This window comes from Acidiplasma cupricumulans, assembly GCF_001402935.1.
Lineage (GTDB): Archaea > Thermoplasmatota > Thermoplasmata > Thermoplasmatales > Thermoplasmataceae > Acidiplasma > Acidiplasma aeolicum.
Genome location: NZ_LKBH01000151.1, coordinates 1 through 1,735, shown reverse-complemented (window position 1 = coordinate 1,735; position 1,735 = coordinate 1). Strand labels below are relative to the sequence as shown.

The following is a 1,735-nucleotide window of genomic DNA, read 5'->3' as shown; positions in this document are numbered from 1 at the left end:
TAAAATATAAATCTTACAAATAAGGTTGCACTGATAACCGGGGCAAGTGGTGGCATAGGAAGATCCATAGCCATGGCACTTGCAGATGCCGGTGCGTCTGTGGCTGTACATTATTCAAGCAATCTCCAAAATGCACTGGACGTTGTTAATGCCATAAAATCAAATGGTGGCAATGCAAAAGAATTTAATGCCGATGTTTCAAGCCCTGAAAGCGTCGAGAAACTATTCAATGATGTTGATTCAACCTTTGGAAGGCTTGACATCCTAGTTAATTCTGCTGGCATTGACGGTGTAAGGCAGAATATAGGAGATGACGATATTAACAGCTGGCAGAAGGTTATAAATATTAATCTGCTTGGACCATATTACTGCATGAGGCAGGCATTAAAAAGAATGCAAAAAAATCATGGTGGTGTGATCATTAACATAACATCGGACCATGTGGTAATACCATGGTCAGGTTACAGTGCCTATTGCAGCTCAAAGGCCGGCCTTGACATGCTAACAAAAACAGCCGCACAGGAAAATGCTGATAAGGGAATTAGAATAGTCTCCATTGCACCCGGCGCCATTAAAACAAATATAAACAAATCAGTATGGCAGAATCCTGAAACACTTAAGGACCTTAATGGTAAGATAGCAATGGGGTATGCCGGAAGTGCCGATGATGTGGCCAATGCTGTTTTATATCTGGCAAGCGATATGGCATCATATGTTACAGGCATAACATTGACTGTTGATGGCGGAATGCTGATTTATCCAGATTTCAGACATGATGGATAAATATTATTTTTATCCATTTAAAAAAATTAATGTTTTATAATTCCATGTTTTTTTGTGATATATCGAAAATTATCAGGATATAAAAAGCAGGTATCTGTCCTGGGCATTGGTACATGGAAAATGAAGGGCCACAGAAAGGATGCGGTAAATGCCATAAAATATGCAATAGACCATGGAATAAATTTTATAGACACTGCGGAGATGTATGAAACTGAAGATATTGTTGCAGAGGCAATTAAAGATTACAACCGTGATGATATCTTTATTGCCACAAAGATATGGCCTGATCATTTCCATTACAACGATGTAATAAATGCATGCAATGAAAGCCTTGCAAGGCTTAAAACAGATCATATAGATTTATATCAGCTTCATTGGCCAAACCATAGCATAGATATAGAAGAAACAATGTCGGCAATGGAAAAATTAAAGGATGATGGAAAAATTGATCTTATTGGTGTTTCCAATTTTAACGCCACTGAATGCCAGGAGGCATCATATGCAATGAAAAGGTATGCAATATCAACAAACCAGCTTAAATATAATGTTTTATCTAAGGAAATTGAATTTGATGGGACCTATGATTACTGCATGCGCCATGATATTTCAATAATAGCATACAGCCCACTAAATAAAGGATTATTATTTAATGATAGAAAAACATTAAAATTTTTGGAGGAAATTTCCATTAAATATGGTGCAACACCTGCACAGATTGCCCTTGCATGGCTTTTATACCATAATAATGTTATGGCAATACCAAAATCCATTAATATTGAACACCTTCAGGAAAATATTAATGCTGTGGATATAAAACTTAAAGCTGAGGATTATCTGGGCATTTCAAAGCTTATTTGAATGAACAATTTACGCTGGGAAATTATAAAACTTTTATTTAAACTTTTTTCCTAGTGATATATATTATCACTGTATCAAGTATATAAATGGATAT

The 1,735-nt window shown here is 35.9% G+C and carries 2 protein-coding genes; both read left to right on the top strand.

Annotated elements, in window-relative coordinates:
- Positions 1-6 precede the first annotated feature (6 nt).
- The gene (locus AOG55_RS04370; protein WP_055040945.1) at positions 7-783 is read left to right on the top strand and encodes a glucose 1-dehydrogenase; all 777 of its coding nucleotides are present in this window, start codon (positions 7-9) and stop codon (positions 781-783) included.
- A gap of 54 nt (positions 784-837) precedes the next feature.
- A complete protein-coding gene (locus AOG55_RS04365) occupies positions 838-1,641 on the top strand; it encodes an aldo/keto reductase (protein WP_201779080.1) in 804 nt (267 codons plus the stop codon).
- Positions 1,642-1,735: the final 94 nt, after the last annotated feature.